This window comes from Leclercia sp. 119287 (assembly GCF_009734485.1).
Classification (GTDB): Bacteria; Pseudomonadota; Gammaproteobacteria; order Enterobacterales; family Enterobacteriaceae; genus Enterobacter; species Enterobacter adecarboxylatus_C.
Genome location: NZ_CP046445.1, coordinates 2,244,885 through 2,269,023 on the forward strand (window position 1 = coordinate 2,244,885; position 24,139 = coordinate 2,269,023).

A 24,139-nucleotide genomic window follows, 5' to 3' on the forward strand; every position below is an offset into this window, starting at 1 on the left:
GGCTTACCCTGGCACAATCAATTCCATTACAGTAGATGACAGTTTCTTTACTCTGATAGACAACGGTTATCGGTGCCGACATGACATTCCAGGTAAAATTTCATCAGCTGCGAGCCTTTGTGGAAGTGGCACAGCAGGGGAGCATCCGTGGGGCGGGTCGGGTGTTGAACCTGTCGCAGCCGGCGTTAACCAAATCGATTAAAGAGCTGGAAGAGGGCATCGCGGCGCAGCTATTCATCCGCCGCAGCAAAGGGGTGACCTTAACCGAGTGCGGAGAGAGTTTTTACCAGCACGCCAGGCTGATACTTGAAGAGTTACGCAGCGCGCAGGACGATATTCGCCAGCGGCAGGGCCAGCAGGCCGGGCAGATTAATATCGGCATGGGCGCCAGTATTGCCCGCCTGTTAATGCCTGCGGTCATTACCCGTTTCCATCAGCAGCACCCGCAGGTCAAGGTGCGTATTATGGAGGGGCAATTAGTTTCGATGATTAATGAATTACGCCAGGGGGAGCTTGATTTTACCATCAATACCTATTACCAGGGGCCGTATGATCATGAATTCACGTTCGAAAAATTGTTTGAGAAGCCTTTTGCGATATTTTGTCGGGCAGATCATCCGGCAATAGGTGCGGAATCCATTAATGCGTTGCTGAAATATAGCTGGACGATGCCAACCCCGCGAGGCAGTTATTATAAGCAACTGGAGGAGATGTTTTCCCACCGGGATCAGATCCCCCATATTGGCGTGGTATGTGAGACCTTTTCGTCCTGTATTAGCCTGGTGGCGCAGAGCGATTTTCTCAGCATACTGCCGCAGGAGCTGGGCTGCGACCCGCTGTTGGCCAACAGGCTGGTGATGTTGCCGGTGAAAGAGCCGTTACCGAAAGCGACCTATTACCTTATTCAACGAAGGGACTCCCGACAGACACCGCTGACCACCTCATTAATCACACAATTCAGACGTCATGCCCGGCAGGTTATTTATTAGACAGTATAAGGATAAAAAAAAGGAGCCCGTCGACATCCAACAGACTCCACAGTACACACAGCATTGCTCCAGATGCAACTCTGCTTATTATTTCCGTTGTGCAGATAACTTCATATATAACATCTTTTAGTGATAAATAAAGGAATTAACGTAACGGGATCATAAAAATTTAATGTAAGTCATAAAGTTAATCATTAATAAAAATTAATTTCAGTCCACATGCATTATCCATTAAATTTAGTTTATTAATTATTGTTTTTGGAATGATTAACCGACCTGTAACGCCGCATTGAGCCACGTGAAAGGGGCAGGTATAGTACCCTGTCAGCTAAGCAGGAGGATGCCATGAACCCAGACGATAAATCGCTTTTTCTCGATGCGATGGAGGATGTCCAGCCTCTCAGGCGTTGTACCGACGTCCACTGGCAGCCCGCCGCCACCCCGCGCACTCGCCAGCCTGTGGACACCAGCCAGTTGGATAACTTTCTCACCACCGGCTTTCTGGATGTTCTGCCTCTGGCAGAGCCGCTGGCGTTTCAGCGGGAAGGGGTGCAACAGGGGGTATTCGATAAGCTGCGCTCGGGCAAATACCCCCGCGAGGCGAGCCTCACCTTATTGCGTCAGCCCGTGGAGCAGTGCCGCCAGCAGCTGTTTACCTTCATTCGCCAGGCGGAGCGTGACGGCTTGCGTAACCTGATTATCATTCACGGTAAAGGGCGCGACGATAAGTCCCACGCCAACATCGTGCGCAGCTATCTGGCGCGCTGGCTGCCGGAGTTCGAGGCGGTACAGGCGTTTACCGTGGCCCAGCCGCATCACGGCGGCAGCGGCGCCTGCTATGTTGCACTGCGCAAGTCCAGTGAGGCGAAGCTCGAAACCCGTGAGCGCCTGGCTAAACGCAGCCGCTAGCACAGAGCGGGCACGTTAAGCGCCAGACCCGAGGCCGACACGGCTAACAGGAACAGGGCAGCCACCCGGTTGACCGCGCGGGTGTAGCGCTGGGGTAAATAGCGCCGGACGCTGAGGATCCACAGACTCAGGATCAGCAGATCCAGCACCACCCAGATGGCGGTCAACAGCATGATACTCAGCGCAAAGCGGGGCGTGACGGGAACAAACTGCGGAAAAAAGGCGGCAAAAAACAGGATGTCTTTCGGGTTAGCTATCGCGGTCATCAGGCCCGCGATAAAGCCGCCGGCGGAACGCGAAGCCGCGGCCTGCGGGCCGCCGCTGCTTCGCAGCAGCTGAAGTGCCATCCCCGCCAGAAACAGCGCCCCTGCGATACCCACCACCGGCAGCGCCAGCGGATGCAGCGTTATCATACCGCTCAGCAGCAGCGTCGCCATCAGGATCAGCCCCAGCGAGCCGACGTTGGTGCCCGCCACCGTGACAAATGCCCGCCGATGCCCCTCCCGCAACGCCGTATGGGTGACCAGCGCCACCACCGGGCCAGGAGTCATCAACAGTAAAATTACCGACAAAAAATAGGTGCCTAACAGCGTCAGTGCCACAGAACATACCTTATACAAAGGGGATGAGGCCCTGAGTGTCGGCAAAATTCGGCGGGTTGAAAAACGTAAAATCCTGCGTTTAACTGTGAGTAAAACTCACAATGGACGTGCGCCATGCCTTCACCCCTTCCTCCGCTGTATGCGCTCCGGGCGTTTGACGTCGCGGCCCGGCATGGCTCCTTTACCCGTGCTGCGCAGGCCTTGCACCTGACGCCGGGAGCGGTCAGTCGCCATATCCGTACCCTGGAAGAGAATTTTCAGTGCCAGCTGTTTCTGCGTAAAGGCCCGGCGGTGGAGCTGACCGATGCCGGACGCGCGCTGGCCAACCAGCTTCGCAGCGGTTTCGCCACCCTGGAGAGCGCCTGCGAGGCGTTTCGCAGCACCCGCCGTCTGCTGCGCCTGAAATCCCCTTCGAGTTTGACGGTCAACTGGCTCCTGCAGGCCCTGCGCGGGTTTCATGCGGATAACGCCACGCCCGACGTGCAGGTCTCCAGCGTCTGGATGGACGTCGACCGGGTTGATTTTCGCACCGAAGCCTTTGATTGCGCCATTCTGCTGGGCAACGGTCAGTTTGGCGCTAACACCCATTCGCTGCGGCTGTTTGACGAGTTGCTCGCCCCGGTCTGCGCCCCCTGGCTGGTGGAGAAGGCCCGTCAGGATCTGGCCACCTGTGAATTAATCCATCCCTCAGCGGATCGCCGGGACTGGCGACGCTGGCTGCAGGGCAGCGAGCTGGAAAAGACGATTGATCTCAGCAAAGGTCATCTGTTTGATACCCTGGAGCAGGGTAATCAGGCGGCTATCGGCGGGCACGGCGTATCGGTGGGCGATGTCGCGCTGAGCCTGAACGCGCTGGAGAAGGGCCTGCTGGTGCGGCCCTTCTCACGCATCGTCCGCACCGGCGATGGCTATTATCTGGTGTCGCCGGGCGACAGCAGTAAGCAGCAGGCCATTACCCGTCTGGGCGAGTATCTGCTGGCACACACCCCGGATATGGTACATTTGCGGGCTGAATGATTCTGACAGAACGCCGCGCATCCATGGAAAATACCGCATTACGCTACCGCCAGTTTGGTGAACCTGAATCTGTACTCCAGAGGGAAATCAGCGAAAAAGCGCCGCTACAGCCGGGAATGCTGCGGGTGCAGATGCTGCTCTCCCCGGTCAATGCCTCAGATCTGATCCCCATCACCGGGGCCTACCGTCATCGCATCACGTTGCCCGCCATCGCCGGATATGAAGGCATGGGTCAGGTGATTGCCGCTCCGGACGGCGCTGCGCTTCTGCCGGGACAGCGGGTTTTGCCCCTGCGCGGGGAAGGCACCTGGCAGCAATATGTTGATTGCCCGGCGGCGCTGGCGATCCCGGTTCCCGATTTCGTTGAGGACGCGCTGGCGGCGCGGGCGTTTATCAACCCGATGGCGGCCTGGCTGATGCTCAACCTCTGGCCTGTGCAGGGTAAACGGGTACTGCTGACCGCCGCCGGGTCGGACTGCGCCATTCTGCTCGGGCAGTGGGCACAGCGGCGGGGGGCGACGGCGGTGTACGGCATTCACCGTTCGGCGATCCACGCCGACAGGCTGCGGGCAATGGGGATCGTCCCGGTTGCGCAGCAGGACAGCGATACCGTGCGCGCCCTCGCCGCGTCCAGCGACATTGTCTATGACGCCACCGGCGGCGAGCTGGCCCAGACCATCCTCAATTCGATGCGCAGCAGCGCAACGTTTGTCTGCTACGGGCTGCTCTCAGGCCAGCCCTTTTCGTTACAGCGTCATTTTCCGCCGACGCACTGGTTCCATATTCGCAACCACTTCGCGGCGCTTAGCCCGCAGGTGTGGCAGGCGGCGTTTAGTGAAATCTGGCCGCTGCTGGCTGAGAGCCAGTACAGCGACGCCATGCTGATCCCCTTTAGTGCCTGGCCGTCGGCGCTGGCCGGCTACCGCCAGGCGGGGCGTACCCACAAGCCGCTGCTGGACTTTACCCGCGATAATCCTTAGTTCGCCCGGCTCATATCACTCAGCAGCAGCGCAATACTTTTGCCGCCGGTGGTCTGCTCCAGCGCAATCTTCACGATAATGGTCAGAGGCACCGACAGGAGCATCCCCACCGGCCCCAGCAGCCAGCCCCAGAAGATCAGCGACAGGAAAACCACCAGCGTGGAGAGGCCCAGCCCGCGCCCCATTAACCGGGGCTCGAGAATGTTGCCGAAGATCAGATTGACGATCAGATACCCCGCCAGCAGCACCAGCGCTGGGTAAAAGCCGCTGAATACCAGCACCTGCGCAATGGGCGGGATGGCCGCCAGCACCGATCCGATGTTGGGGATATAGTTCAGGGCAAAGGCCAGCAGAGCCCAGACAAAGGCAAACCGTACCTCCAGCGCCGCCAGCATCCCCCAGACCACCAGCCCGGTCACCAGGCTGATGGCGGTCTTCAGCACCAGATAGTGCGAGACGCTGTCGAGGGCGCGCTGAATGGCGGCCATCCCCTCTACCGGGCGTGACATCAGCGGCTGGAGCTTCGCCGGCAGCTGCGGCACCTCCAGCAGCATAAACACCACGGTCAGCAGCAGCAGAAAGATAGACGTCATGGCGCTGGAGAGCTGCGCCAGCAGGGCGGTTACCAGCGTCATAGCGGCATTGGGGTCGATATACTTCAGCAGCTCCTCCATCGACACTTCGATCCCGGCCCGCTGCAGCCAGGGCTCCAGATGCAGCAAAGGCACGGCCAGCGAGGTACGGTAGTGCGGCAGGGTGCGCGCCAGCTCATTCAGCGAGGTGCCCAGATAGGCCACCAGTAACGCCATAAAAACCACGATAAGCAGGATCGGCAGGACGATCGCCAGCACCCGGGGAAGACGCAGGCGCACCAGACGCCGCACCAGCGGGTGCAGCACCACGGCGATAAACAGCGCCAGGATAAAGGGCACAATAATATCCGCCGCAATGCGGATCCCCGTCAGCACAATCACCAGCATGCCGAGCATGATGACTATTTTTAATCCGTTGAGGGTAATAATGGGTTTGGCCATACTGGCTCCTGATGCCGTCCTTTTTATATATTCTAACGGCGCGGCGCTTTTAATAAATTAACCAAACGCAAACGGCGAGGGTAAAGAAATGAAAAGGCTTTGAGTAAAATCCTGGCTTATGGTAAAAATCAGCTGTGTTTAACTACCGGAGACAATTTTCATCTGCACTGACGAGAAGCAACACCGCAGATAATTGTAATTTTATGGACAATCTGTTCAGGACCTATTTTTCAAACCTCTCTGTTTTACTCTCCTCTTTTTGCCTGCTGTCTGGCGAGCAACACTGGCGCACCGCGCTGTAGACCCTCTCTCTGCCTGAGCTGGCGCCTTGCGCCCGGCTGAATCTTCATTCGTTTTTACCCGGCTGCCATCACTGGCGAGCCGCGAAGGATTATATTCTCAAGCAGGAGAAAAACATGTTTTACTGGATCCTCTTAGCCCTGGCTATTGTTGCTGAAATAACCGGCACCCTCTCCATGAAATGGGCCAGCGTCAGCGGCGGTCACACCGGTTATATTTTAATGCTGTCGATGATTGCGCTGTCCTATATTTTCTTGTCTTTTGCGGTTAAAAAAATCGCGCTGGGCGTAGCCTATGCATTATGGGAAGGGGTAGGTATTTTCTTAATCACCCTGTTTAGCGTTTTACTGTTTGATGAGTCGCTGTCGCTGATGAAAATGGCCGGACTGACGACGCTGGTAGCGGGAATAATATTCATCAAATCCGGCACCCGCAAACCGGTAAAACAGCGCAAGGAGGCGACCCATGCCACAGTTTGAGTGGGTACATGGCGCCTGGCTGGCGCTGGCGATCGTCCTGGAGATTGCCGCTAACGTGCTGCTGAAGTTTTCCGACGGTTTTCGCCGCAAAGCCTATGGTCTGCTGTCGATTGCGGCGGTACTGGGCGCGTTCAGCGCCCTGTCGCAGGCGGTTAAAGGTATTGAGCTGTCGGTGGCCTATGCCCTGTGGGGCGGATTCGGGATTGCGGCGACGCTGGCGGCGGGCTGGATCCTGTTTGGTCAGCGGCTGAACCAGAAGGGCTGGATTGGCCTGCTTCTGCTTCTGGCCGGGATGATCATGATAAAACTGGCCTGATAACATCGCTGCCTGTCATTACAGGCAGCGAAATTCATCTCCTGTATTACGCTTAGACTGAAAGCATTAAAAAGGACGAGGAATGAATGCATACCCCTTTAAGCTGGCGTAAAATCCCCTCTGCGAAAACTTTGTTTGTCATGATTTTTATGGCAGGGCTCGGCTTAATTTTCTCCGTTGTGACCCTGCTGTACCTCTCGCTGAACCTCATCAGCAGTAAAGCCAATGAAATCGACGAGCAGCGTACGGCCCTCTCCGTGCAGGGCGCCGTTCAGACCTCGATTAACCGGGTCTGGTCGCTGGTGATCGACAACGCCGTCTGGGATGACGCGGTGCGCGAAGCCTATCGTCCGGCGCTGGACATAGACTGGCTCTACAACACCTGGGGGGCGGGCTATAAGGTCAATAACCTGTATGACGGCACCTTTGTACTCGACGAACGCTTCCGGGTGCTGTGGGGATCGTTTAAAAGCCAGCCTTTCGCGGAAAAAAACCTCGACTTCTTTGGCGATGGCTTAAAGTCGCTGATCCTGATGCACACCAACGCCCTGAAATCGGATAAAAACATCTATGCCGGGATCACCCGCACCCGGGCGGGGATCGCCTTCGTGGGCGTCGGACTGATCCGCCCGACGATAGGCAATTTGCAGGCGGGGGACAATACCCGCCGCTTTCTGGTCATCACCCGCCACATCAATCCGCAAATTTTGCGCGATCTGGGAAACACCTTTCAGATCGACGACCTGACCTTCACCCCGGAGCAGGTCAGCGACGTTAACGTGCCGCTGAAGAGCTCTTCGGGGGAGGTGCTGGGGTATCTGTCGTGGAAGCCGCGCCTGCCAGGGGCTGCCGCGGCCAAAGCTGCTTCGCTGGATATCACCCAGATCGTGCTCTTCACCGCAGCGCTGATCCTGCTGTTTATCCTCTTCAGCTGCGTGGGGCTGTATAAACTGGCACGAGGTGAGAACCTGGCGAGAAAGGTGGCGCGCACCGACTGGCTCAGCCATTTACCTAACCGCCGGGCATTGATTGAAGAGCTGGAGCGGGTGAGCCAGCGCGGCGATACCGATCGTAAAAGCGTGGTCTTTATCGATCTCGACGGCTTTAAAGACGTCAATGATATCTACGGCCACGAGGTGGGCGATGAGCTGATCGTTATCATTGCCGGCGCGCTACGCGACAAGGTGCCGAAAGACGGCATGCTGGCCCGCATGGGCGGGGATGAGTTTGCCATGACCATCGGCGGGGACAATGCCGAAGCGCTGGCCTCCGCCTTTGCAGGTTTTGTTCTCGATTATCTGAACAATGCGATCCGCGTCGGGGAGCGCACCATCCATATTGGCGCCAGCATCGGTATTGCCAGCGGCACCCTGGTGGAGTGCACCAGCTCGGAGCTGTTCCGTCGCGCCGATATCGCCATGTACCACTCCAAAATCACCGGCAAGGGGCGGGTGACGCACTACGATACGGAGCTGAACAGCGTGCGTGAGCGCCAGGTGGCGATTGAGAGTCAGATCCGCAGCGGCCTTGAGCGCGACGAGTTCGATGTCTGGTATCAGCCGATCATCGATGCGCGCAGCCAGAAGATGGTCAGCGTGGAGGCGCTGGTGCGCTGGCCGCGCCGCCCGGAGGGGCCGCTGCCGCCGGACGTGTTTATCACTATCGCGGAGACCAGCGGGCTGATTTATGGTCTGGGGCAGTTTGTCCTGCGCCGGGCCTGTCAGGATCTGGAGCCTTACGCGGATCTCAAACTGTCGGTCAACATCTCGCCCGCGCAGTTCCGCGACCCGGAATTTGAGGCCAAAGTGGAAGGCGCCCTCGACGTCAGCCACTTCCCGGCCACGCGCCTGCAGCTGGAGGTGACGGAAACCTACGTTCTGGAAAATCCCGAGCGGGCGCGTTCAGCTATCAACAACCTCAGAGCCCAGGGGATCGCCGTGGCGCTGGATGATTTTGGCACCGGCTACTCCAGCATCGGCTATCTCAGGCGCTTTAACTTCGACACCATCAAGATCGACAAATCGCTGGCCGGGCTGGTGGATCATGACGAGCAGGCCGCGGCCCTGGTCAGCGGCACGGTGCGCATCGCCAGCGCCCTCGGGATGACCGTCGTGGCCGAAGGGGTGGAGAACGAGATACAGATGAAACTGCTGCGGCTGGCGGGCTGCGATCAGCTGCAGGGCTTCTGGTACAGCCAGCCGATGCCGATAGAGGCGATCATGGCGCTACGCCAGCAGCGGCAGTGCTAAATCACTGCCGGGCCAGCTCTTCCAGCTTGTCACGAAAGCCGGTAATCGACAGGGCGCGGTTGTCCGCCCGCCAGCGATCTTTCGCCGCCGGGGCGGAGCTTTGTACCCCGATGACCTGCCAGCCTTCGGCGGTTTTCAGCATCAGCGGCGAGCCGCTGTCGCCGGGCAGGGTATCGCACTGATGCGACAGCACGCCGGTTTGCGCCCAGCCGGTGACGATACAGTCCTGATGGGTATAGAGCACGTCGAGATGATCTTCCGGATAGCCTGCCTGGTTCACCTTGCGGTCGGCCGCTTTCAGGGCGGCGGTCAGGGCGTCTTTGTCGCCGGTAAACAGCGGCAGCGGGGTGATCCCCGATGGCGGATTACGCAGCACCACCAGACCAAAATCCCAGGAGGCGGCAGAAGGCGGCACGATCCAGCCATCGCCGTCGGCTTTCAGCCGTCGTCCCAGTGACGCCGGGACGCGCCCTTCAATGCCGTGGATCTCATAGCGCCAGCTGCCTTTTAGCGACACGAAGCGCAGGGCAACGGCGGTATCCGGTTTACCGTTTGGCGGCACAAGCAGGCAGTGGCCGGCGGTCAGCGCCAGCTGAGGGGTGATGAGAGTCGCAGTACACAGATTTCCACTGGCGGTTTCCAGCTGGCCAATGGCATCCCACGGCGAGCGGGAAGGATCGGCGACACGCGTGCGGTCGTCATGACCAAAAAACAGCGTTTGTACCTCTTTTTTGACGTTCGCAGCGTCGACACCGCCATCGTCCGCATGACTTAACCCAGAAAAGAGAAAAAACGTTCCCAGTACAACCACAACAGATTTACGCATATCACACTCTGAAGGGGGATAATTATGATTATTAAATATGAACCCTGGTTAATAACTATAGACGGGACAGCGCGAAAGTGGGAGTAAAATCAGCGTGCTACACTCAGGAAATATAAAACACACTGGCGACAAGTGCGCACAAAATAAGCGTGATAAGAATGAACTCAAACCGATAGCGCTGAAACATAACGCCCTCCGGATAGAAAAACGGCGCTGCGACCTTGGGGGTTCAGCGCCGGGGACCAACGCGCCCCTCAGGGCACGTTAAGGTAAGTCGGCTTATGCAGCCGGTTTAGCTGCCGGGGCTGCAGCTTCGTGTTTCACTGGTTTTTTGTGGTGTTTTTTGGCAGCCTGGGCTTTCTGGGCAACCGGAGCGGCTTCCGCTTTTTTCACATCTTTTTTGTGATGCTTTTTCGCTGCCTGTGCTTTCTGGACGGCAGCTTTTTTATGTTTTTTGTGGTGCACGGTTTTCGCAGCCGGTGCTGTGGTGGTGGTCGCGGTTGCAGCAGGTGCAGCGGTGTTGGCGACGGTGTCAGCAGCAAACGCAGCAGAAGAGAGACCCATTGCAGCGGCAACAACCAGAGCTAATACTTTATTCATCATCCTACCCTCGAATTGGTTTTTTCATTTAACCCCACTGCGGGGCCGTTGAAAGAACTATATCCCTGAAACTACGGGGCTTCCGTGAGTGATTGGTGACGGCGTGTTACGGATTGTACAGCGCCGGGTACGATACCCGGCGCGGAGGGTTACAGGTAGCGGGCGGTAAGATGGTCACGGAAGTAGCGGCTGTTGAGATCCTCCCCGGTCGCCTGCTCAATCAGCTGGGCGGTGGTGAAGCGGCTGCCGTGCTGCCAGATGTTCTGACGCAGCCAGTCGAAGAGGGCGCTGAAATCCCCCACGGCGATGGCGGCGTCCAATCCCGGCAGGGCCTTTTTCGCAGCAGCGAACAGCTGGGCGGCGTACATCGCACCCAGGGTGTACGACGGGAAATAACCAAAGCCGCCGTCCGTCCAGTGAATATCCTGCATACAGCCGTTGCGGTAGTTATCTTTGGTGGACAGGCCCAGCCACGCCTGCATCTTCTCATCCCACAGGGACGGAATGTCCTCCACCTCGATCTCGCCGTTAATCAGTGCCCGCTCGATCTCATAGCGCAGCACCACGTGCGCCGGATAGCTCACTTCGTCAGCATCCACGCGGATGTAGCCCGGCTTAACGCGCTGGTTCCAGGCGACAAAGTTCTCCGGCGTGAAGGCCGCCTGGCTGCCGAAGCGCTCATGCACCGCCGGGAGCAGGTGGTTGAGAAACGCCTTGCTGCGGCCAAGCTGCATCTCAAAGAACAGGCTCTGGGATTCGTGAATAGCGGTAGAGCGTGCCAGGGCGATGGGTTGGCCGAGCCAGTTGCGCGGCAGGTTCTGCTCGTAACGGGCGTGGCCGGTTTCATGAATCACCCCAAACAGGGCGCTGAGCAGCTCGTCTTCATCGTAACGGGTGGTGATGCGCACGTCTTCCGGCACGCCGCCACAGAACGGGTGGGCGCTGACGTCCAGACGACCGGCGTTAAAGTCGAAGCCGAGGGTCTTCATCGCTTCCAGCCCCAGCTCGCGCTGGATCGCCGTCGGGAACGGGCCCTGCGGCGGCACGAAGGACTGCTGCGCCTGCTTTTCGACAACCTGGTTCAGCAGATCCGGTAGCCAGGATTTGAGATCGCCAAACAGCTCGTCAAGCCGGGCGCTGGTCATGTCCGGCTCGAAGATATCCAGCAGCGCATCGTAAGGGGTGCAGCCTTTGGCTTCGGTGCGCAGGCGGGCCTCTTCCCGGCTCAGCTTCACCACCTCTTTCAGGTTGGCAGCAAAGCCCTGCCAGTCATTCGCCGGACGCTGGGTGCGCCAGGCATGCTCGCATTTACTGCCCGCCAGCGATTTGGCTTCAACCAGCGACTCTGGCAGCAGCGCGGCCTGCTGATAATGGCGGGTCATTTCCCGCAGGTTGGCCTGTTCGACGTCGTTAAGATCTTCGCTTTCAGCGTTACGCAGCCAGTCGGCCACTTTTTTATCGGTCAGGATCTGATGTTGCAGCACGCTCAGTTCTGCCAGCGCTTCGCCCCGGGCGGCGCTGCCGCCCGCGGGCATCATGGTGAACATGTCCCAACTGGCGATGGAAGAGAGATGGGAGAAGCGGGAGAGACGCTGGAAGGTGCGGGTAAGAGACTGATAGTTCTCGTTGTTCGTCATTCTGTTTCTCTTGTCCTTATGAAGCGGTTAAGGTGTGAACCCGATTAAAAGTCCGCATACAGGCGCGGGCCGCGATAGCCGATCCGCTGGGAAAGGTCCAGTGCCGCATCAGCGATCATTTTACCCAGGGCGGTGATTTTTTCGGGCTGGTGGTTAATTTTGGTATACAGGCTGGCAACGCTAATCGCCGCATAGATTTTGCCTTGCAGGTTATAAACCGGTGCCGCCAGGCAAAACACTTCCGCGTTATGTTCACGGTCATCAATGGCGTAACCCTGTTGGCGTGCCTGATTGAGAATAGCAAAAAACTGCGTTTCATCGGTGCAGGTATAGGGGGTAACGGGTTTTAAGCCACCGGTACGGGCCAGTATCGCTTTTACCTCTTCATCGGGCAGTGCGGCGAGGATGGCTTTACCGAGGCCGGTACAATAAAGCGGATTGTTGGAGCCAATTCGGGCCGATGTGCGCACCGAGTTCGGGCTCTCGACTTTATCGAAGTAGACCAGTTCATCATTGTTTAACAGCGCCAGAAAGGCGGTTTCTCCGGCCACTTCGGCCAGCCGTTCCAGTACCGAGTGCGCTACGTTCTGGAAAGGGGTCTGTTCAAGGTAACATGCGCCGGTCTGAAACAGCTTTACGCCCAGTTTGAACGATTTCTGTTTTTCATTGGCCTGTTCCAGATAGCCTTTATCAAGCAGGGTGTAGAGAATATCAAAGGTGGTGCTCTTGGGAATGCCAAGTTGCTTGCTGATCTCGGTGATCGTCAGCTCATCTTTACTTGCAGCCACTAACTCCAGCATCTCAAGCGCCCGGGCAACCGAGCGATTTATCTTTTCCGACACGGGTTTACCTCACTGTCATTGTTATAGCGGGCAGTATAGCGAGGTAACCGCAGTGAAAACAGCGGCCAGGCGGCGGGAAAGAACAATAAAAAAGCCACATACAGTGGCTTTTGGGCTGTTCAGTCAGGCTCTTTTGCCGTCGTGAAAGGTGTGTATGAACGCCTTTGCTTGCTGTGCGATCGCACCCCAGTCGCCGCGTGCTATCCAGGCTTTGTTGGTCAGCGCGCTGCCGACCCCCACGGCGAAGGCGCCGGCTTTGGCAAAGTCGCGGGTGTTGTCGAGCGTGATGCCGCCAACCGGGATTAAGGACAGGTTATCCAGCGGACCTTGTATCTCTTTCATGTAGTTCACGCCAAGGCTGTTGGCCGGGAAGAGCTTCAGTAAATCCACGCCCAGACGGCAGGCCTGTAAAATCTCTGACGGCGTCATCACCGCCGGGATCATCAGTCGCTGCTTTTCATGCACCATTGACACGACGTCAGGATTGAAGTCGGGCGATAGAACAAAATCGGCCCCGGCATCCAGTACCAGCTGCGCCATCACCGGATTGATGACCGTCCCGGCGCCCACATACATTTTGTCGCCCATCTCTTGTTTCAGGGCGCTGATACTTTCCAGGTGACGGGTCGAATTACAGGTCACTTCAATAACCCGGATACCGCCGTCGTACAAGGCGCTCGCCAGCGGCAAAATGCCTTCGGGCGCGACGCCGCGTACAATGGCAATGATGCCGGTCTCTTCAATAGCGCCAATCACGCGATGTTTAATCATGAATAACCTCTTAGACAAAAATCAGGGAGTCGCCTCCCTGATGACATTAATCCCTTACGGTCACAGGCTCTCTGACGATGAACCAGTAACACAGTGCAGCACAGGCTGCGATAATCCCGCCGCTGGTGAACGCCAGGGTGTATGACCCGGTCACGTCGGCGATATAACCGGTAACCAGCGGTGATAATGAACCGGCAAAATAGCCGCCGAAGTTCTGAATACTGCCCACCGACGCCACCATCGAGGCAGGAGCAACATCCCCCGGCAATGCCCACCCGGTGGCCGACAATGCAGAAAGCAGTCCCATAGCCACCACCAGCAGGGCAAGGGTTGCGGATAAACTGTCGACCATAGGTACGGCAATCACGGCGACACCGGCTAACAGCGCGGAAATACTGATGGTCACGCGTTTGGCTTTTAACGACTCGCTGAAAATGTTTTTATCAACCAGCCATTTCGAAATATAGCCACCGGCAATCGCGCCAACGATACCGCCGAAATATGGAATACTGGCGTAGATACCTAACTCTTTAAACTGAATGTTCTGGGTCTTCATTAAATAGAGAGGCAGGAAGGTGGTGAAGATATTCATCATCCACACGTAGCAGAACCAGCCTAAAATCATTCCCCAGATGCAGCGGTATTTAAATAATCCGCCCCAGCTAATTTTTTCCGCATCGCCCGTTAATTTTACTGCGGTGCCGCCGCCGCCTTCTTTAATATAATCCAGCTCTTCTTTGCTGATTGTCGGGTGCTTTTCTGGCTGATGGTAGGCAAAGATAAAGAACACGACAAACACTAAACCAATTGCCCCGGCAATATAGAACAGCGCGCGCCAGCCAAAGGGAACGATGATGGCGACCAGGATAGGCGGCGCAATCGCCGGACCCCATTTAGAGGCGGCATCCCAGAAGCCGGTTGCCAGGGCGCGCTCGCTCTTCGGGAACCAGGAGGCGGTGATCTTCGCCGCACCCGGCCAGCAGGGTGCCTCCGTTACGCCCAGAATGCCTCGGGCAAAAATCAGGGTGACCATATTGCTGCACGCACCCGTCAACATGGTCGCACCGCTCCATAACGCGATTGCCCAGCCGTAGACTTTTTTCGGCCCGAAGCGGTCTACCAGAAAACCCGCTGGCAGCTGGCAGAGCGCGTATATCAGTGCAAAGACCGATCCTAATAAACCGATATCGGTATTGGATAAATTAAGATCTTTCATCATGTCCGGCGCAGCAATGGATAAGCTGGCGCGGTCGAGATAGTTAATAATGCCGCCAACCAGTAACATGAAAACCACGAACCAGCGCTTATTTCCTCTCTTTTTAGCAACTGCTCTTTCATTAACGATAGTATTCATAAAGCAGACCTTTTAATTTTGTGTAGGGTACAAAAGAATTAAATAATCTGTCGGCGAGACGCCATGGCAAATAACCCGGAACTGGAAAGAGAACGGTTTGCCGGTGCGATTGTTATTTTTCCGGTAAACCAGGGGTCGTTATCAATTAAGGTGGCAAAAGCAAATTTCAGGGTATCTTTACCGCATACGATGACATGCGTATCCGGCGTAACCGTAAAGGCCTTGCTGTTTTTAACCGCCTGTAAATCATCCTGTAATACTGCACCGAGCAGCACGTTGGCTTTCTGGTTCAGCGTTAACTCACCGAACATATCCAGCACGCGAACCGAGAAACAGGTGCGGGACAGGCCGGTAGTCAGACACTGATTCGCCCCTTGCATCAGGGACGGCGCGTCAATTTCGCTGGCAAACTGCAGGTTAAGCGAGCTGGCGAGGATCGTATGGCGGGTGATCACATCCAGCATTTCCCCACCAATAGTGGTCACACAGCCTTCGATCCGATTTTGAGCATCGATTTTCACGAACTTCGAGTGCGAGCCCGGCAGGATAATCAGCGCCGGACCGGCTATATCAAGGCTGGCCAGCACGCCGATGGCCTCAGTTTCTTCCCCGCGCATCATGTCCATTTGCTCGGCATTATCCAGCGTGATCGGCGCGTTATGGTTACGAATGCCCGGCACAAACCAGACGGGCTCGTCGGTAATCGCCGGCAAATGTGCGCTGACCATCCCCTGCGCCAGCTCATCCAGGCCTGCGGGGGCCAGTAAATGGGGTATTTCACACAGTCCCACATTGGAGGTGATCATCCCGGCAGAGAGATAAACCACTTTTTCTCCTGCCGGGATCCGTGCCTGGCTGAGCGCATCCTGAACGGCTTCGCTAACGCCTCGCATTAATGTTTCGGTACTGCCGGAAATGGCGGTATCACGCACGCCCACCGGACGGGCTGCCTCGGCGAGCAAACGCGTATCCTGCCAGGCACACACGCGGGTATTGGTGGTGCCGGTATCAATAGTAATAATGTACATATCTTTCTCGCTCTTCTTATCACTGTAGGGTGTGAAGAATATTGGCAATAGCGCTGGCGCCGGTAATGGCTAACAGATCTATTTGCTCTTCGTCAGATATAATGCGTAACGGATTATCAATATTTAATTGTTGCTGAATGACGTGCTGATATATCTCGCAGCGTCTGGCGTTGCCAATTAAGAAGACGTCGCCATCGAAATTAAACCCCTGTTGTTGCGCGTCGGCGAACAATTTTACGTCGTCACCGGCCATGGCGCTTTCAAGGAATAATTTGCGCTGAGAGGCGGTGGTCGGAAATGAAAATTGCAAGAAGCGCGTCATTAATACGGTGCGTAAAAATCCACTGTCGGCCACGGAACGGCAGGCGGCATCAATAATATCCCGATCGATTTCCTCGGCGGGTTCTTCCGCAGAGGTGGTGACGCTGGATGATACAAACGTCTGTTTCACTATGGCGGCATAAATCTGGCCGCTGAGTGAGGTAATGCTACCCGCGATCTGCCCCTGTTCGTTAATGGAAATCAGCTTGGTGGTAGAGCCTAACTCAATCAACGTGCAGGGCAGACGCGGCTGGTAGCCCAGCAGAACTCCTGCCGCCTGCGTCTCTTCGCCGCGCATGAGATCGATACCGCGCAGGTTAGCCCATGAAGGCGTTGTGTCGTTTTTAATCCCCGGAATTAATATCACCGGAATAGAAAGGGCCAGCAGTTCGTTTTCGGCAAATTTCACCGTGTGCTGCGCCAGCTCGGCAATGCTGGCGGGGGCAATACGATGCGGAACTTCATGCAGCCCCAGGTTAGAGGTAATCATCCCCGAGGCAATAATAAAGGCAATATCATTTTCAGCGAGGCCGTTTCTTGCCAGCAACTGTTTTACGCCATTCGCCATCGACTGACGTAATATGTCGCTACTCCCGGAAGTCAGCGTGGAATTCACCCCTTCGGTAATTATTACTTTATCAATAACGCGGGTGTCGGAAAATTTCAGCAAATAAATACGCGTTGCTGACGAACCTGAATCAATAACCACAAACATATTCGCTCCTTTATCGTTATCTGTTCGCCATTACCGGGAGGGATTACAGGCTGCGCTGTAAAATATCGCGTAAGGTTTGTGCATCCGGCACGCGCGGGTTATTTTCCAGCACCACCTTCATGGTGGTTTGCACGTTATTAATGATCCAGTCGAAATGTTCTTCCTTAACGCCCAGCTCGGTTAATGAAGGCAGCATGTTGACGGACTGAAGGAAATCGGTCACCGCCTTAACGCTGCTGTAAGCGGCGGCTTCGGTATCCATATCCCGCGTGTCGACACCCATGGCGGCGGCGATGGCGGCAAATTTTTCCGGTGCGGCCGACCAGGTATATTCCATAAACGCGGGATAGACGGCGGCGATACCTTCTGCGTGGATCACATCCAGTAAACCGCCCATAGGATGTTGTAGCGCGTGCGGCAGCGTGGTGCCTGCGCAGTCGATGGCCGTACCGGCCAGGGTACTGGCAAAGGAGACCTGCTCCCAGGCCGCCAGATCGGTGACATCGGCGTACACGCGCGGCAGGTTTTGCGCCAGCAGGGTAATGGCGCGCAGGGAGAGCATTTCGCTGAACGGATGCGCGTTACGGGAGATGTACGATTCCAGGGCGTGGAACAACACATCTGCCCCCGGCCCGGCAATGACACGTTTCGGCAGGGTCAGCATCAGTTCCGGGTCGATAATTGACGCCACCGGATAAATCAGCGGATTCACCAGCCCTTTCTTATCGTGGGTTTCCGGGTTGGTAAATACCGCGGTACGGTTGGCTTCGCTGCCCGTGCCAGCGGTGGTCGGTACCAGAATAATCGGCAGCGCGTGCTGGGCCACTTTTCTGCCGAACACATAATCCCAGATGCTGCCTTCGTTAAGCGCGCAAAACGCAATCCCTTTCGCCATATCCATCGCGCTGCCACCGCCGATGCCGATGACCAGATCGCATTGTTCCTGCTGCGCCAGCTTTGCTCCGGCTTCCACGAGGGTAGAGAGCGGGTTTTGCATGAATTCGTCATAAACGGCGAAGGTCAGGCCTGCTGCGGATAAGGCTTCCTGAGCCCGGGCGAGCTGGCCGGTCGGTTTGGTGCTGTCAGACACCACCAGCAGGGCCTTCTTGCCATAGTGCTGAGCAATGGTCCCGAGCTGATTGAATTTGCCTGGGCCGACGTGAAGTTTGACGGGGTTGTTGAAGATGAAATCGGTCATTTGTTTTTCCCTTTGTTCGTAAATGCGGACAGTGTCCGGATATGTGTTTATTATGGGGTGATATTTTTCCGATGCATAATCCGTTTTGTCTGAACAATGAGCGGACTCACATTTTTTTCTGTAAAGGAAAGAGGGGCAGGGTTTTCGGAAAAGTGCTTAAGCCTGCTCTGACAAAGGGGAGGCGCCAGAGCAGGCGGAGAATTAATGCAGACGTTTATGCAGGCTGGCGCCCACCAACAATGCGGCACACAGCATCAGGGCGATAAATGCCCCCACGCCGTTCCAGCCGTACTGATGCCAGAACACGCCGCCCAGCGTCCCGGCAATGCTGGAGCCCAGGTAGTAGCTAAAGAGATACAGCGACGAGGCCTGGCCTTTGGCGCGGCGGGCGCGCGGGCCAATCCAGCTGCTGGCGACCGAGTGGGCGGCGAAAAAGCCGGCAGAGAAGAGCAGCATCCCGGCGAAAATTACCCACAGATTGGCGAGGAGGGTTAACAACACCCCGGCCAGCATGATGCCTGTCGACGCCAGCATCACCGGACCGCGGCCAAAACGGGTGGTCATCGCCCCGGCTTTCGGTGAGCTCCAGGTGCCGGTCAGGTAGGCCACCGACAGCAGGCCAACCAGGGCCTGACTCAGGTGCCAGGGGGCGAGCATCAGCCGGTAGCCAATGTAGTTAAACAGGGTGACGAACGAGCCCATCAGCAGGAATCCGGTGAGGAACAGCAGGGGCAGGCCCCGATCGCGCCAGTGCAGGCGGAAGTTAATCAACAGCGTTTTTGGCCGCAAGGCCGTAGGACGAAAGTGGCGCGACTCCGGAAGGATTTTCCAGAACATCAGCGCTGACGCCAGCGCAAAACAGCCGATCGCCGCCAGCGCAATCCGCCAGCTGAAGAAGTCGGTAAAGACCCCGCTGAGCAGCCGTCCGCTCATCCCGCCGATGGAGTTACCGCTGATGTAGAGCCCCATCGAGAAGGCGACAAAGCTGGGGTGGATCTCCTCGCTGAGGTAGGTCATGCCTACCGCCGCCACGCCGCTGAGAGAAAGGCCGATCAGCGCACGCATGATGAGTATCCCGTGCCAGCTGGTCATCATCGTCGACAACAGGGTACAGACCGAGGCCAGCAGCAGGGCGGTAACCATCACCGGTTTACGCCCGATGGCATCCGACAGCGGGCCGGTAAAGAGCAAGCCGACCGCCAGCATCCCGGTGGAAATGGAGAGCGAAATACTGCTGCTGGCGGGCGTCACGCCAAACTCCTGCGACAGCACCGGCAGGATCGGCTGCACGCAGTAGAGCAGGGCGAAGGTCGCCAGTCCGGCGGAGAAGAGCGCCAGGGTGACGCGCATAAACTGCGGGGTGCCGCGTTTGATTAACTGCACCGGGCGCGATTTGGCCGGTAAGAGATCGATATCATCTGTCGGGGCGATATCAGCCGTTGTTGTACGACTCACGTAAGTTCCTTGCTTCAACATCCCCGTGATTTCTGGTGACGGGTATGACCACAGGGATCAGGGTAGGAAAATGTAAATATTCTGTCTAATATATTAATAATCTCAAATGATACGTTAAAAATATGAATATTGAACTGCGTCATCTGCGCTACTTTGTGGCCGTCGCGGAGGAGCTGCATTTTGGTCGTGCGGCGGCGCGGCTGAATATCTCCCAGCCGCCGCTGAGCCAGCAAATTCAGGCCCTGGAGCTTCAGGTGGGGGCCCGTCTGCTGGCGCGCACCAACCGCAGCGTGGCGCTGACGGCGGCAGGACGCCAGTTTCTGGCGGACAGTCGGCAGATCCTGAGCCAGGTGGATGAGGCGGCAGCCCGGGCGGAACGCCTGCATCATGGCGAAACCGGGGAGTTGCGCCTCGGGTTTACCTCTTCCGCGCCCTTTATTCGCGCCATCTCGCAAACCCTGTCGTCGTTTCGCCGCCTCTCCCCGGATGTGCATATCCAGACCCGGGAGATCAACACCCGGGAGCAGATCGTCCCGCTGAGCGAAGGCTCGCTCGACCTCGGCCTGATGCGAAATACCCAGCTGCCGGATACTCTGGCGTGGCAGCGGGTGCTGCGCGAGCCGCTGCTGGCGATGATCCACCGGGATCACCCCCTGGCGGCAAAGCCTGTGGTTTCGCTTGCGGAGCTGGCCCATGAGCCGTTTGTCTTTTTCGACCCGCATGTCGGCACGGGCCTGTATGACGATATCCTGGGGCTGCTGCGCCGCTACGGGGTTACCCCGGTCATCACCCAGGAGGTGGGCGAGGCGATGACCATTATCGGACTGGTGGCGGCGGGGCTGGGCGTGTCGATCCTGCCCGCCTCGTTCAAGCGCCTTCAGCTGAACGAAATGCGTTGGGTGGCGATAGCCGAACCGGATGCGGTGTCGGAGATGTGGCTGGTGTGGTCGAAACATCATGAGCTCAGCGCGGCGGCACAACGTTTCAAAAATCTACTGATTAATGCCTCTTCCGGCGGCTAAGCCGCAAAAAAGGCGGGCAAAAATGTGCTGTAAATCACAAGGCTAAGTAAAAATTTGACGATTACTGTAGAAGTGCTTCACCATAGCCCACAGTTTATTTCGAAGCTCGAAAATAAGGGAGTACGTGGTGGTTGCTGATAGTCAGCCTGGGCATATCGATCAGATTAAGCAGACCAATGCGGGTGCAGTATATCGCCTGATTGATCAGCTTGGGCCGGTCTCGCGCATCGATCTTTCCCGCCTTGCGCAACTGGCACCTGCCAGTATCACCAAGATCGTACGAGAAATGCTCGAAGCGCATCTGGTGCAGGAGACGGAAATTCAGGAGCCGGGCAGCCGCGGCCGTCCGGCAGTAGGTCTGGTGGTGGAAACCGAAGCCTGGCACTACCTCTCGTTGCGTATCAGCCGGGGTGAAATCTACCTGGCGCTGCGCGATCTCAGCAGCAAGCTGGTGGTGGAAGAGCAACTGCCGCTTGAGCTGAAAGCCGAGCTGCCGCTGGAGGTGCGGATCACCGCGCTTATCGATCAATTCTTTATTCATCACCAGCAGAAGCTGGAGCGTCTGACCGCCATCGCCATTACCATGCCAGGCATCATTGATACCGAAAACGGTATTGTCCACCGGATGCCGTTCTATGATGACGTCAAAGAGATGCCGCTGGGAGAGGTGCTGAAAAACCACACCGGCGTGCCGGTCTATATTCAGCATGACATCAGCGCCTGGACGATGGCCGAGGCGCTGTTCGGCGCCTCACGCGGGGCGCGGGACGTGATTCAGGTGGTGATCGACCACAACGTGGGGGCCGGGGTGATTACCGATGGCCGTCTGCTGCACGCCGGCAGCAGCAGCCTGGTAGAGATTGGTCATACCCAGGTCGATCCCTATGGTAAACGCTGCTACTGCGGCAATCATGGGTGTCTGGAGACCATTGCCAGCGTCGACAGCGTGCTGGAGCTGGCCCAGCTCCGCCTCGGCCAGTCGATGAGCTCGTCGCTGCACGGGCAGCCTTTGACGGTGGCGTCGCTTTGCGCGGCTGCCCGGCAGGGCGATCTACTGGCTAAAGATATCATTACCGGCGTCGGCACCAACGTCGGGCGCATTATTGCCATTATGGTTAACCTCTTTAACCCGCAAAAGATCCTCATCGGCTCGCCCCTGAGCCAGGCGGCAGAGGTTCTCTTCCCGGCCATCGCCGACTCCATCCGCCAGCAGTCCCTGCCAGCCTACAGTAGGCATATCGTGGTGGAGAGCACCCAGTTTACCAATCAGGGCACGATGGCCGGTGCCGCGCTGGTAAAAGATGCGATGTATAACGGTTCACTGCTGATCCGTCTGCTACAGGGTTAACCGTTTCTTACAGACTTACTAAAAATTGCGCTATCTCAAACTGAGCGGATAGCGCATGCCTTAGACTTCCCCCACTGAATTATTTCCTTGATTTATATTTTCAAAGCATAACGGTGGAGTGAGTGATGCTTAAGCGTTTCTTTGTAACGGGTACTGATACTTCTGTCGGTAAGACGGTGGTGTCCCGCGCCTTGCTGCAAGCCCTGATGGCAAGCGGCAAGAGCGTTGCAGGGTACAAACCGGTAGCAAAAGGGAGTAAAGAGACGCCAGAGGGATTGCGCAATAAAGATGCGCTGGTGTTACAAAGCGTCTCCTCGATTGAATTGCCCTATCATGCGGTAAACCCCATCGCCCTCAGCGAAGATGAGAGCAGCGTGGCGCACAGCGGGCGGGTCAATTACAGCCTGTTGTCGGACGGGCTCGCCAGCCTGAGCGAGCAGGTCGATCATGTGGTGGTGGAAGGGACCGGCGGCTGGCGTAGCCTGATGAATGATTTGCGTCCATTATCGGAGTGGGTGGTGCAGGAGCAGCTCCCGGTGCTGATGGTGGTGGGCATTCAGGAAGGCTGTATTAACCATGCCCTGCTGACGGCGCAGGCCATTGCCAATGATGGTCTGCCGCTGGTGGGCTGGGTGGCAAACCGCATCAATCCGGGCCTGGCCCACTACGCTGAAATCATTGACGTGCTGAGTAAAAAACTGCCTGGCCCGCTGGTGGGCGAGCTGCCGTATCTGCCGCGCGCAGAGCAGCGCGAGCTAGCGCACTATATCGATCTCTCGGCTCTCGGCAGTGTGTTGACCGTAGACAGAGTCGTGGAGTAACGTCCGCGACAGGACCGACGCCACCACGCAGGCAATCAGCAAGCCGGGCAGCAGAAGATACTGCCCGGTCATTTCACAGACCATTAGCGCCGACATGATCGGTGCGTGCGTCGTGGCGGCAAGCAGTGTCGCCATACCCGCCAGCCCCAGCAAAATCGCAGTTTCAGACCCTGGCAACCACAGCATAAAGAGTTGCGCAAACAGCATCCCGGTCGCCATGCCGACAAACAGCGTTGGCGTGAAGACCCCGCCCGGTGCGCCTGAACCGCTGCTGGCGAGCACGGCCAGCAGCTTGCAAATGAATACCCCCGCAATGACCGACAGCACAGGCGGCGCCAGCAGAAACGCCTGCACCACGCTGTAGCCATTGCCCCACACTTTGGGCGTCAGCAGCGACAGCAGCCCGACAATCAGCCCGCCCAGCGCCAGCTGCCACGGCGGCGAGAGTTTCAGGCGCAGAAACAGAGCGTGGCTGAAGGACATCAGCCACATCAGCGCCGGGCCGCAAAGGCCGGCCAGCAGGCCCATGCCGACGATCAGGGAATAATCCACCGCGGTCAGGGTTTCGCTGAGATGCACCTCATACAGCGTGCTCGCACCCGGACTGAGCAGGCGGGTGGCCAGCAACGCCACCACCGCGGCAATCACCACCGGGCCGAGGGACGCCAGCATCAGGGTGCCGAACAGGATCTCGGCAATAAACAGGCTCCCGGCTAAGGGCGCGTGGTAGGCGCTGGCCATCCCGGCGGCGGCCCCGCAGGCGATCCACAGTTTCCATTCTGATTTCGGCGTAAAGCGCTGGGCAAAAAAGGAGGCGGCGAGGGCGGCCAGCAGGATCATCGCCCCTTCACGACCAATGGCGCTGCCGCTGGCAACTACCAGTAACGACGCCAGGGATTTCACCAGGCTGGCACCATAGTCGAACCGCCCGTCGCCCGTTTCCAGAGCTTCCATATAGTCGGTAGGGGCATGGGGACGCTGCGCCGTCATCCGCTGCCATCCCCACAGCAACAGTCCGGCCGCCAGTCCGCCCAGGGCGGGCGTCAGCGCACGCCGCCAGGGCGAAAGCGCGCTGGCCGCATTCACCAGGCTGCCGCTTTCGTTACTCAGGAACAGCCACTCCAGCAGGTACATGGCGTGACGAAACACCGCCACGACCAGCGCCGCCAGCACGCCGGTGACGGTGGCAATCAGCAGCCTGCGAAACATCGCGCGGATGTCAGGGTAAGCATGGAGTCGATGCATGGGTTACGCGTAAACAGGGAAGATACAATATTGTGAGGGGAAATCGCGGGGTTAGCAACGTAAAGCGCCGGGCAGGGCCCG

At 57.4% G+C, this 24,139-nt stretch carries 23 protein-coding genes; 10 read left to right on the plus strand and 13 right to left on the minus strand.

The window, feature by feature from the left end:
• The first annotated feature begins 80 nt into the window (after positions 1-80).
• Positions 81-989, plus strand: a complete 909-nt coding sequence (locus GNG27_RS10900; RefSeq protein WP_142489288.1) for a LysR family transcriptional regulator — start codon at positions 81-83, stop codon at positions 987-989.
• A 345-nt stretch (positions 990-1,334) separates the two neighbouring features.
• Positions 1,335-1,898: a DNA endonuclease SmrA gene (gene smrA, locus GNG27_RS10905; protein ID WP_142489289.1), complete on the plus strand. Its 564-nt coding sequence runs from the start codon at positions 1,335-1,337 to the stop codon at positions 1,896-1,898.
• On the opposite strand, the gene GNG27_RS10910 is transcribed toward smrA, so the two are convergent.
• The gene (locus GNG27_RS10910; RefSeq protein WP_156263670.1) at positions 1,895-2,500 is read right to left on the minus strand and encodes a LysE family translocator; all 606 of its coding nucleotides are present in this window, start codon (positions 2,498-2,500) and stop codon (positions 1,895-1,897) included. The two genes, smrA and GNG27_RS10910, sit on opposite strands and share 4 nt — an antisense overlap.
• 114 nt (positions 2,501-2,614) lie before the next feature.
• Here GNG27_RS10910 and GNG27_RS10915 point away from each other — a divergent pair, with 114 nt between their 5' ends.
• Positions 2,615-3,517, plus strand: a complete 903-nt coding sequence (locus tag GNG27_RS10915; RefSeq protein WP_156263671.1) for a LysR family transcriptional regulator — start codon at positions 2,615-2,617, stop codon at positions 3,515-3,517.
• Between the two features lie 23 nt (positions 3,518-3,540).
• Entirely contained in the window at positions 3,541-4,497 is a 957-nt protein-coding gene (locus tag GNG27_RS10920; RefSeq protein WP_156263672.1) for a zinc-dependent alcohol dehydrogenase family protein, read from the plus strand.
• Here the strand turns inward: GNG27_RS10920 and GNG27_RS10925 are convergent.
• Positions 4,494-5,531 carry an AI-2E family transporter gene (locus GNG27_RS10925; protein ID WP_142489292.1) on the minus strand — a complete coding sequence of 346 codons (1,038 nt, stop codon included), beginning with the start codon at positions 5,529-5,531 and terminating at the stop codon, positions 4,494-4,496. The two genes, GNG27_RS10920 and GNG27_RS10925, sit on opposite strands and share 4 nt — an antisense overlap.
• A 416-nt stretch (positions 5,532-5,947) precedes the next feature.
• On the opposite strand from GNG27_RS10925, the gene mdtJ reads away from it, so the two are divergent.
• The 3 genes from mdtJ (at position 5,948) to GNG27_RS10940 (ending at position 8,875) form a co-directional block, all read left to right on the plus strand.
• Positions 5,948-6,310, plus strand: coding sequence for a multidrug/spermidine efflux SMR transporter subunit MdtJ (gene mdtJ / locus GNG27_RS10930; RefSeq protein WP_156263673.1), 363 nt, complete (start codon positions 5,948-5,950; stop codon positions 6,308-6,310).
• Complete coding sequence (gene mdtI / locus GNG27_RS10935; RefSeq protein ID WP_142489294.1) at positions 6,297-6,626, plus strand: multidrug/spermidine efflux SMR transporter subunit MdtI; 330 nt, start codon at positions 6,297-6,299, stop codon at positions 6,624-6,626. The genes mdtJ and mdtI overlap by 14 nt, the downstream gene beginning before the upstream one ends.
• Before the next feature lie 86 nt (positions 6,627-6,712).
• Positions 6,713-8,875, plus strand: coding sequence for an EAL domain-containing protein (locus tag GNG27_RS10940; RefSeq protein WP_156263674.1), 2,163 nt, complete (start codon positions 6,713-6,715; stop codon positions 8,873-8,875).
• A gap of 1 nt (position 8,876) precedes the next feature.
• On the opposite strand, the gene GNG27_RS10945 is transcribed toward GNG27_RS10940, so the two are convergent.
• The 10 genes from GNG27_RS10945 to GNG27_RS10990 all read right to left on the minus strand — a co-directional run bounded on the left by GNG27_RS10945 (position 8,877) and on the right by GNG27_RS10990 (position 19,622).
• Positions 8,877-9,701: a serine protease gene (locus GNG27_RS10945; protein ID WP_156263675.1), complete on the minus strand. Its 825-nt coding sequence runs from the start codon at positions 9,699-9,701 to the stop codon at positions 8,877-8,879.
• 279 nt (positions 9,702-9,980) lie between these two features.
• The gene (gene asr, locus GNG27_RS10950; protein WP_156263676.1) at positions 9,981-10,301 is read right to left on the minus strand and encodes an acid resistance repetitive basic protein Asr; all 321 of its coding nucleotides are present in this window, start codon (positions 10,299-10,301) and stop codon (positions 9,981-9,983) included.
• 149 nt (positions 10,302-10,450) lie between these two features.
• Positions 10,451-11,938 carry a carboxypeptidase M32 gene (locus tag GNG27_RS10955; protein WP_156263677.1) on the minus strand — a complete coding sequence of 496 codons (1,488 nt, stop codon included), beginning with the start codon at positions 11,936-11,938 and terminating at the stop codon, positions 10,451-10,453.
• Positions 11,939-11,982: 44 nt separating this feature from the next.
• A complete protein-coding gene (locus GNG27_RS10960) occupies positions 11,983-12,780 on the minus strand; it encodes an IclR family transcriptional regulator (RefSeq protein WP_156263678.1) in 798 nt (265 codons plus the stop codon).
• 123 nt (positions 12,781-12,903) lie between these two features.
• A complete protein-coding gene (locus GNG27_RS10965; RefSeq protein WP_156263679.1) occupies positions 12,904-13,551 on the minus strand; it encodes a bifunctional 4-hydroxy-2-oxoglutarate aldolase/2-dehydro-3-deoxy-phosphogluconate aldolase in 648 nt (215 codons plus the stop codon).
• 46 nt (positions 13,552-13,597) lie between these two features.
• A complete protein-coding gene (locus tag GNG27_RS10970) occupies positions 13,598-14,836 on the minus strand; it encodes an MFS transporter (RefSeq protein ID WP_231312479.1) in 1,239 nt (412 codons plus the stop codon).
• Between the two features lie 107 nt (positions 14,837-14,943).
• A complete protein-coding gene (locus GNG27_RS10975; protein ID WP_156263681.1) occupies positions 14,944-15,933 on the minus strand; it encodes a 2-dehydro-3-deoxygalactonokinase in 990 nt (329 codons plus the stop codon).
• A 19-nt stretch (positions 15,934-15,952) separates the two neighbouring features.
• Entirely contained in the window at positions 15,953-16,969 is a 1,017-nt protein-coding gene (locus tag GNG27_RS10980) for a 2-dehydro-3-deoxygalactonokinase (RefSeq protein ID WP_156263682.1), read from the minus strand.
• 43 nt (positions 16,970-17,012) lie between these two features.
• The gene (locus tag GNG27_RS10985) at positions 17,013-18,167 is read right to left on the minus strand and encodes an iron-containing alcohol dehydrogenase (protein WP_156263683.1); all 1,155 of its coding nucleotides are present in this window, start codon (positions 18,165-18,167) and stop codon (positions 17,013-17,015) included.
• Between the two features lie 201 nt (positions 18,168-18,368).
• Entirely contained in the window at positions 18,369-19,622 is a 1,254-nt protein-coding gene (locus GNG27_RS10990) for an MFS transporter (RefSeq protein ID WP_156263684.1), read from the minus strand.
• 122 nt (positions 19,623-19,744) lie between these two features.
• Between GNG27_RS10990 and GNG27_RS10995 the strand changes: the two genes are divergently transcribed.
• The 3 genes from GNG27_RS10995 (at position 19,745) to bioD (ending at position 22,813) form a co-directional block, all read left to right on the plus strand.
• Positions 19,745-20,644, plus strand: coding sequence for a LysR family transcriptional regulator (locus GNG27_RS10995; RefSeq protein ID WP_156263685.1), 900 nt, complete (start codon positions 19,745-19,747; stop codon positions 20,642-20,644).
• A gap of 127 nt (positions 20,645-20,771) precedes the next feature.
• The gene (gene mlc / locus GNG27_RS11000; protein ID WP_156263686.1) at positions 20,772-21,992 is read left to right on the plus strand and encodes a sugar metabolism global transcriptional regulator Mlc; all 1,221 of its coding nucleotides are present in this window, start codon (positions 20,772-20,774) and stop codon (positions 21,990-21,992) included.
• Between the two features lie 125 nt (positions 21,993-22,117).
• Positions 22,118-22,813 carry a dethiobiotin synthase gene (gene bioD, locus GNG27_RS11005; RefSeq protein ID WP_156263687.1) on the plus strand — a complete coding sequence of 232 codons (696 nt, stop codon included), beginning with the start codon at positions 22,118-22,120 and terminating at the stop codon, positions 22,811-22,813.
• On the opposite strand, the gene clcB is transcribed toward bioD, so the two are convergent.
• Positions 22,748-24,058 (minus strand): voltage-gated ClC-type chloride channel ClcB, encoded by a 1,311-nt coding sequence (gene clcB, locus GNG27_RS11010; RefSeq protein WP_156263688.1) that lies wholly within the window; start codon positions 24,056-24,058, stop codon positions 22,748-22,750. The two genes, bioD and clcB, sit on opposite strands and share 66 nt — an antisense overlap.
• Between the last annotated feature and the right edge of the window lie 81 nt (positions 24,059-24,139).